The sequence below is a fragment of the Streptomyces sp. NPDC043870 genome (assembly GCF_056435785.1).
Window position 1 is genome coordinate 1 of record NZ_JBWKDT010000043.1, and the last position, 6840, is coordinate 6840.

At 70.3% G+C, this 6840-nt stretch carries 5 protein-coding genes and 1 tRNA gene; 2 read left to right on the forward strand and 4 right to left on the reverse strand.

The genetic code is table 11. The features are described from left to right. Window positions 1–215 precede the first annotated feature (215 nt). Window positions 216–1433: an SGNH/GDSL hydrolase family protein gene (locus AC0699_RS33210; protein WP_478667843.1), complete on the reverse strand. Its 1218-nt coding sequence runs from the start codon at window positions 1431–1433 to the stop codon at window positions 216–218. A 344-nt stretch (window positions 1434–1777) separates the two neighbouring features. On the opposite strand from AC0699_RS33210, the gene AC0699_RS33215 reads away from it, so the two are divergent. Then, window positions 1778–2185 carry a CBS domain-containing protein gene (locus AC0699_RS33215; protein WP_453668408.1) on the forward strand — a complete coding sequence of 136 codons (408 nt, stop codon included), beginning with the start codon at window positions 1778–1780 and terminating at the stop codon, window positions 2183–2185. A 75-nt stretch (window positions 2186–2260) separates the two neighbouring features. Here AC0699_RS33215 and AC0699_RS33220 read toward each other — a convergent pair whose 3' ends face one another. After that, on the reverse strand, window positions 2261–3742 hold the full coding sequence (locus tag AC0699_RS33220) for a catalase (RefSeq protein WP_478667844.1): 1482 nt from the start codon (window positions 3740–3742) through the stop codon (window positions 2261–2263). Window positions 3743–3869: 127 nt separating this feature from the next. Here AC0699_RS33220 and AC0699_RS33225 point away from each other — a divergent pair, with 127 nt between their 5' ends. Further along, the gene (locus AC0699_RS33225; protein WP_453668410.1) at window positions 3870–4286 is read left to right on the forward strand and encodes a Fur family transcriptional regulator; all 417 of its coding nucleotides are present in this window, start codon (window positions 3870–3872) and stop codon (window positions 4284–4286) included. A 141-nt stretch (window positions 4287–4427) separates the two neighbouring features. On the opposite strand, the gene AC0699_RS33230 is transcribed toward AC0699_RS33225, so the two are convergent. Beyond that, a tRNA-Met gene (locus AC0699_RS33230) sits at window positions 4428–4501 on the reverse strand. 95 nt (window positions 4502–4596) lie between these two features. Next, complete coding sequence (locus AC0699_RS33235; RefSeq protein WP_478667845.1) at window positions 4597–6561, reverse strand: tetratricopeptide repeat protein; 1965 nt, start codon at window positions 6559–6561, stop codon at window positions 4597–4599. Window positions 6562–6840: the final 279 nt, after the last annotated feature.

Genomic DNA, 6840 nt, shown 5'->3' on the forward strand with positions numbered 1-6840 from the left:
TGGATGTCCTGTGGGCAATGCTGCGCGACAAGAGGCTCTTCACCTCCACCCCGCCGGTCACGCAGGCGGCTTGACACGATCATTGAGATTCTCCTTCGTCCGGTACGGCCACGGTGGCCGCATCCGCCCCTGAGACGGAGCCGCCGGGCCGTCTCGGCACGGGACTCCTCTCTCTGCCTCTGTCCCTGTCCCTGACCGCTAGGAATCCGGAGTCGTCAAAGGCGGCGGGACGCGCCGTGTTCCGCAACTCGCGGACACCGTTCCCGCTCGGAGAGCAAAGCAGGGCTGCCTTCCCTCCATGGTTTCCTCCGTGGACACAGTGCTGCGCGGATCGCGGCCTCGACGTGGGTCGCGAGGTTGGCCTGGCCCGCGGCGTTGGGGTGCACGATCGTGGCCCGATTCCCGTCGGAGCACTCCATCGTGACGTGAACCAGCGAGATTTCCGTCGGCCAGTACGGGGCTGCCTGCCCGCAGAAGCCTTCCACCCACTTCGTCGCCCGGGGCCGGCACGCGTCGTGGCCGACGCTGGAGGTGGCGGTGTCGACATACGTGTCGCCGAAGCGCTCCGTCAGGGACCGGATGATCCCGTTGACATGGGTGATCACATCATGCAGCCAGGCGATGTCCCCATGAGTGATCGAGACCAGTTCCCCTCCCGTGAGCTGGGCGGCCAGCTCGGTGGTGTCCTGGCGGTCACAGCCGCTGGGGCCCGCAGGGAAGATCGTGGGATAGCCGACCGTGATGATCTTCGCGTTGGGCGCCTTCTGACGCACGGCACGCAGCATCGCGCCGTATTGCCGGATGATCCGGTCGTACTTGTCGTGGATCGACTCGGGGTCGAGGGGCGGGCCGCCGTCTTCGTAGGCGTCCCGGCAAGGTGTGGCCTCGTCCGGCCTGCCGGTGCCCAGGAGCAGACAGGCCTCCTCCATGTCGGCGAGGGGCAGGGTGTTGACGCCGATCCCGATCGTGATCACGTCCGTGCTCGCGCCCAGGTGGGCCCGGTCCACCTGAGGGGCCACGCTGGGCCAGCCGTCAGGGGGCGGCTGCACGGGGTCGATGGGGGTCTGCCGGTCCACGGTGATCTCGTTGATGGTGGCGTTGCCGCAACTGACGTCGGTCAGTCTCACCCCCCGGCCCGCGCGCGGGTCGGTGGCGAGCTTGCGCTCGACGAGACTGCGCTCGACGAGATATGGATAGGCCCCTGTCGTGCGGGCACATCCGTCTCGATCCGCGCTGCCCAGCGGCGGGCTCGGATCGCCGACAAATACTCCTGCGGTGTAGGAGTCACCGAGGGCCGCCCACTGCACACGCTGTGACGTCGCTGAAGCCGTCGCCGGGATCGTCGCTGAAGCCGTCTCCGGGATCGAGGTCGCAAGCATCAGCACGGCCAGCGCGCCCAGCGCGCCCCTCCGGACGGCGGCTGTACCCGGCAACGCCCGTCGTGCGGCTCTCCTCCGTCCGTGTGGCACGGGTCCAGACGCCTTGGTGTGGATCATGCATCTCTCCCAGGAGGTCGACCCGAAGGTTGATCACGGAAAGAATTGCAGCAGACACCGTCAGCGATACGTCAGAGGCGGGCCACTCATTCACTCCACCGCGGCGGCCGCCCCAGCAGCAACGGGCACGCCTCCCCCAACCGCGCGCCGTCCGCACCCCCGCTCTGCCGCGCCCGCCCCCTTGTTGATACCGCGCATCACTGCAACCCTGAGAGTCCCCCCACTTGTGAACTTGTGAATCGGTTCTCGTTGAACGGTTCACCAAGGAGGTGGCTCCATTCATGCTCGTCCGTGACGCCATGAGCACGGTGGTCCTCACCATCGGCCCCGCACACACCCTCCGGCAGGCCGCCCGGCTGATGGCCGCTCGCCGTGTCGGGGCGGCCGTCGTCCTCGACACCGATACCAGCGGCCTCGGCATCCTCACCGAGCGCGACATCCTGAACTCGCTCGGCGCGGGCCAGGACCCCGACCGCGAAACCTCCGGCACCCACACCACCACCGACGTCGTCTTCGCCGCACCCTCCTGGACCCTGGAGGAGGCCGCGGAGGCCATGACTCACGGCGGTTTCCGCCACCTCATCGTGCTCGACGCCCACGGACCCGTCGGCATCGTCTCCGTACGCGACATCATCCGCTGCTGGACTCCGGCCCGGCACCGGACCGAGGCGACGACCCTCGCGGGGTAGCGCCCGTGCGAGAGGGCCGGAGCCCCGAAGGGGATCCGGCCCTCTCGCAACGACAAGCGGTCCAGTACTGGCGTGTCAGCCGCGTAGGGCCTGGACCGCGGCCTCCAGCCGCTTGCCGAAGTCGTCGTCCGCCTGGCGGAAGTTGTTGATCGCGCGCTCGGCGATGTCGTCGCGCGACACCTTCGCGATGAACCCGGCGAGGTTCTCGATCAGACGGCCCTTCTCGTCCTCGGACATCAGGCGGTACAGGTTGCCCGCCTGCACGAAGTCGTTGTCCTCGGCATGGCGCGGGGCCTCGTGGTTGCCGGTACCGGCAGTGAAGGCGGCACTCGACACCCACAGCGGCCTGTCCGTCTGGAACGGGCCGCCGAAGCTGTTCGGCTCGTAGTTCTTGGCGCCCTTGTGGCGGCCGTCGTACAGGTGGCCGTCACGGCTGTTCGTACGCGCCTCGGTGGCGTGCGGGCGGTTCACCGGCAGGTGGTCGGCGTTGATGCCGACGCGGTAGCGGTGGGCGTCGCCGTACGCGAAGAGACGGCCCTGGAGCATCTTGTCCGGGGAGGGACCGATGCCCGGCACGAAGTGGGCGGGGCTGAAGACGGACTGTTCGACCTCGGCGAAGATGTTCTCCGGGTTGCGGTTGAGCTCCAGCTTGCCGATCTCGATCGGCGGGTAGTCCTCGTGCGGCCAGACCTTGGTGAGGTCGAACGGGTTGAAGCGGTAGTTCGCCGCCTCGGCCGCCGGCATGATCTGCACCTGCACGGTCCAGGACGGGAAGTCACCGCGCTCGATGGCCTCACGCAGGTCGCGCTGGTGCGAATCCGGGTCCTCGCCGGCGAGCTTGTTGGCCTCGGCCTGGGTGAGGTTCCTGATCCCCTGGTCCGTCTTGAAGTGGTACTTGACCCAGAAGACCTCACCGGCCTCGTTGTTCCACTGGTACGTGTGCGAGCCGTACCCATTCATGTGACGCAGCGTCGCGGGGATGCCTCGGTCGCCGAAGAGCCAGGTCACCTGGTGGGTCGACTCGGGGCTCAGCCCCCAGAAGTCCCAGACGTTGTCGGCTTCCTGGCTGCCCGTGTACGGGTCGCGCTTCTGCGTGTGGATGAAGTCCGGGAACTTGATGGCGTCCTTGATGAAGAACACCGGTGTGTTGTTGCCGACGAGGTCGTAGTTGCCCTCTTCGGTGTAGAACTTCAGCGCGAAGCCGCGCGGGTCGCGCACGGCGTCCGCGGAACCGAGACTGCCGGCGACCGTCGAGAAGCGCAGGAACGTCTCGGTCTGCTTGCCGGCCTCGGACAGGAACTTGGCACGTGTCCACTGCGAGACATCGCGGGTCAGCGTGAAGGTGCCGTAGGCGCCCGCGCCGCGCGCGTGCACGATGCGCTCCGGAATGCGCTCACGGTTGAAGTGCGCGAGCTTCTCGAGCAGCAGCTGGTCCTGGATCAGAACCGGACCGCCGGCGCCCGCGGTCTCGCTGTTCTGGTTGTCGGCGACCGGCGCGCCGGCCTCCGTGGTGAGCGGTCCCTGGGTCACGTACGCCCCCTGCGTGTCCTGCGTCATCGACTGTAAGTCCTGTCCCTCGGCCAATACTGAGCTCCATCCTACAATAGACTTTGTCTAAGCCGAGTGGATATCCAAAGTCACACCTGTTCGGGGCACGGCTCCCCTGACTGTTAGGCTGATACGTATGAGCGACCTGTTGGAACGACTGCGCGGACGCGGCTGGCGAATGACCGCGCAGCGGCGTGTCGTGGCCGAGGTCCTCGATGGGGACCACGTACATCTGACCGCCGACGAGGTGCACGCACGTGCCGTCGAGCGGCTGCCCGAGATCTCCCGGGCGACCGTCTACAACACGCTGGGTGAGCTGGTCTCGCTGGGCGAGGTCCTGGAGGTCTCCACAGACCGCCGCGCCAAGCGGTACGACCCGAACGCGCACCGGCCGCACCAGCACCTGGTCTGCGCCCGCTGCGGCGCGATCCGCGACGTCCACCCGGCGGGCAACCCGCTCGCGGACCTCCCGGACTCCGAGCGCTTCGGCTTCACGATCTCCGACGTAGAGGTCACCTACCGAGGCGTCTGCCCGAACTGCGCTACGGCGTAGCCGCGCTCGCACGACTTCGAAGGCCCCGGCGCTGACGGCGCCGGGGCCTCTCCGTGGTCCGACCGCCGGCCCTCCCCGTCCCGTGAAGCCCGAACATGCCGAAGGCCCGGATCCACAAGGATCCGGGCCTTCGGGCTTCAGTAGCGGGGACAGGATTTGAACCTGCGACCTCTGGGTTATGAGCCCAGCGAGCTACCGAGCTGCTCCACCCCGCGTCGGTGAACCCAACAGTACGTCACCGCAAGGACCAGAGCAAATCGATAACCGTTCGCCCGTTCGTCACACGTAAGCTCGCCGCAGCAGCAGTGCGTCACGCCGTGAGCTCCTGGTGGAGGGCCTGACGCAGCGCCTCGGCCCGCTCGGCGACCTCGGCCGGACCGAGCTCCACGGCGCGGGCGCACCAGCGCTGGCCCTCCGCGAGCTCGCCCCTGCGGGCGGCGAGCAGGGCGAGGCGGAGCGCCGCGCGGCCGTGCCCGGCACGTGCGGCCCGGGCCCACCAGAGCGCGGCCTCTCGCTCATTGCCGTCGCGGGCGAGCAGCAGCCCCAGGTTGAACGCGCCGTTGCGGCTGCCCGCCTCGGCCGCCTCCCGGTACCACCGAGCGGCGTCGGCGATGTCACCACGGGCGGCGGCGAGCATGCCGACGCGCACCTGGGCGCGCCGGTGGCCCTGCTCGGCGGCGCGCTCGTACCACTCCTCGCACTCGCTCTTCTCGTTCACCGGCTCACCGAGCGCGGGCTGGCCGGTCGGGGCCTGGCGGGCGTCGAGCAGCGTCGCGAGCCGGAAGGCCCCTTCGGCGCTGCCGCTGCCCGCGGCGCAGCGCAGATGGCGCTCGGCCTCCTGCTCCTCGCCGTCCCGCAGGCAGGCCATGCCCACCTGGAGCGCGGCCTCGGTGTGCCCGGCCGCGGCAGCGCGCTCGTACCAGCGCAGGGCCGTACGGTCGTCGTCCCGGCCCGCGTAGAGGATGCCCAGGTTGAAGGCGGCGTCCACGCTGCCTGCCTCGGCGGCCTTGGAGAACCAGGGCTCGGCGCCGGAGGCGTCGCCGGCCTGGAGGAGCAGCACGGCGAGCGCGTTGGCGGCCTCGCGGTGCCCGGCGTAGGCGGCGCGGCGGTACCACTGCTCGGCCTGGGCCGTGCGGTCCTGAGCCGCGCAGAGCAGGCCGAGGTTGTACGCGCCGTTGACGTCTCCCGCGTCCATGGCGGCCCGGTACCAGCGCTCGGCGGACTGCTGCTCACCGCGTGCAGCGTGCAGAGCACCGAGCGCATTGGCAGCGTTGCCATCGCCGTCCTGCGCGGCGCGCAGCCACCACACGGCGGCGCTCTCCTCGTCCCCGGCGTCCCGCAGCAGGAACCCCAGGGCACAGGCTGCTCGCGCCTCGCCGTCCTTCGCGGACGTGAGGTACCACCGCCCGGCCTCCTTCAGCTCGCCCCGCCGCTCGAGGATGCCCCCGAGATGCAGCGCGGCACGCCGATGTCCCCGCGCGGCGGCCTGCCGGTACCACTGCTCGGCCTCCCGCAGGGCGCCGCGCGCACCGGAGGTCTCGGCCGTACCGGGCATTCCGGCGGCCCCGGCGGCCCCGTCGGCTGCGTCAGGTACGTCGGGTACGTCGGGTACATCGGCTGCGTCGAGGGACAGCACATGGCGCTCCAGCGCTCGGGCCAGGCGGTAGGCCGCCTCGCGGTGGCCCTGCTCCGCCGCGGCGCGCAGCCAGCGCTCCGCACCCGGCTCGCTGCGGTGCTCCAGCAGATCCGCCAGGGCGTAGGCCCCCAGCGCATGCCCCTGCTCGGCGGACTGCCGCAGCCAGTACTCGGCGGCGGGCTCGTCGCCACGCTCCCGGAAGTGCCTGCCCAGCGCGTGCGCCGCGGCCGCGGAGCCGGCGACGGCGGCGATGCGCCACCAGCCGGCCGCCTCGTCGGCGTAGCCACGCTGGTGCAGCAGCACGCCCAGGTTGTTCGCGGCGGCGCGATCGCCCCCGGCGGTCGCCGCACGCAGATGCGGCTCCGCACCGTCGAGGTCACCGCGGCGCAGCAGCAGCGCCCCGAGAACGCTCATCGACGCGATGTCACCGGCGTCGGCGGCACGACGGTGCCTCGCCTCGGTCTCCGCGTCGGAATCCACGGCACCCAGGGGCTCTGCAGGGCCCACGGAGTCGAGCGCCTCCACGGCGTCGACGCCCATCGCATCGGCCACGCCCACCGCGCCTGTCGCGGTCCCGGCGTGCTGCTGCACAAACCGCCCTGTCTCCAACAGAGTTGCCCTGTCCCCCATAAATTCCATCGTCGCACCACCTGCAACCCGCGTACACCTGGTATACCGCAGCCAGTGAGGTCACTTCAGCGTTTTGTCGACATGCCCACAGAGAGATAAGTCAAACACGTCTCACCCCAACCCGCCGTCCTCAACCCGCCGTCGTCAACTCACCCCACCCGGCACACACTTCGAAAGCGTCGTCGCACAACACACGTCGAGGGGGGGGGGGGGGGGGGGGGGGGGGGGTGGGGGGTGGGGGGGGGGGGGGGGGGGTGGGGGGGTGGGGGAGGGGGGGGGGGGGGGGGA

Bases quoted from the DNA above. Each gene is read 5' to 3' on its own strand.
- AC0699_RS33215 (WP_453668408.1), top strand. From the start codon at position 1,778: ATGCTCGTCCGTGACGCCATGAGCACGGTGGTCCTCACCATCGGCCCC.
- AC0699_RS33220 (WP_478667844.1), bottom strand. From the start codon at position 3,742: ATGACGCAGGACACGCAGGGGGCGTACGTGACCCAGGGACCGCTCACC.
- AC0699_RS33225 (WP_453668410.1), top strand. From the start codon at position 3,870: ATGAGCGACCTGTTGGAACGACTGCGCGGACGCGGCTGGCGAATGACC.
- AC0699_RS33235 (WP_478667845.1), bottom strand. From the start codon at position 6,561: ATGGAATTTATGGGGGACAGGGCAACTCTGTTGGAGACAGGGCGGTTT.